The 386-nt window shown below is 41.5% G+C and carries 1 rRNA gene; it reads left to right on the top strand.

What is annotated here, in order from left to right:
• Positions 1 to 201: 201 nt before the first annotated feature.
• Positions 202 to 319, top strand: a 5S ribosomal RNA gene (gene rrf / locus OCU55_RS23815).
• Positions 320 to 386 lie beyond the last annotated feature (67 nt).

Below are 386 nucleotides of genomic sequence, written 5' to 3' on the forward strand. Positions count from 1 at the left end.
GAGGTGTAAGCATGGTAACATGTTCAGCTGACCGATACTAATAGGTCGAGGGCTTGACCAAAACAAATTATTACAAAGTAAACTTAAGTGCAATTTTGAAAGAATAATCTTTCTTATATTTAGAAAAAATTCTTGTTGACAAGAAGAAAAAGTCTAGATATAATATTCACTGTGGTCAGCTTAATGACTGCAAACTGAATATCTGGTAATGATGCGTCTTAGGGTTACACCCGTACCCATACCGAACACGAAGGTTAAGACTTAGACGGCTGATGGTACTGCATGGGCGACTGTGTGGGAGAGTAGGTGGTTGCCAGGTTAGTAAGGATCTTTAGCTCAGTTGGTTAGAGCAACCGGCTCATAACCGGTAGGTCCGGGGTTCGAGT

Source organism: Clostridium folliculivorans (genome assembly GCF_024341905.1).
GTDB lineage: Bacteria > Bacillota > Clostridia > Clostridiales > Clostridiaceae > Clostridium_AR > Clostridium_AR folliculivorans.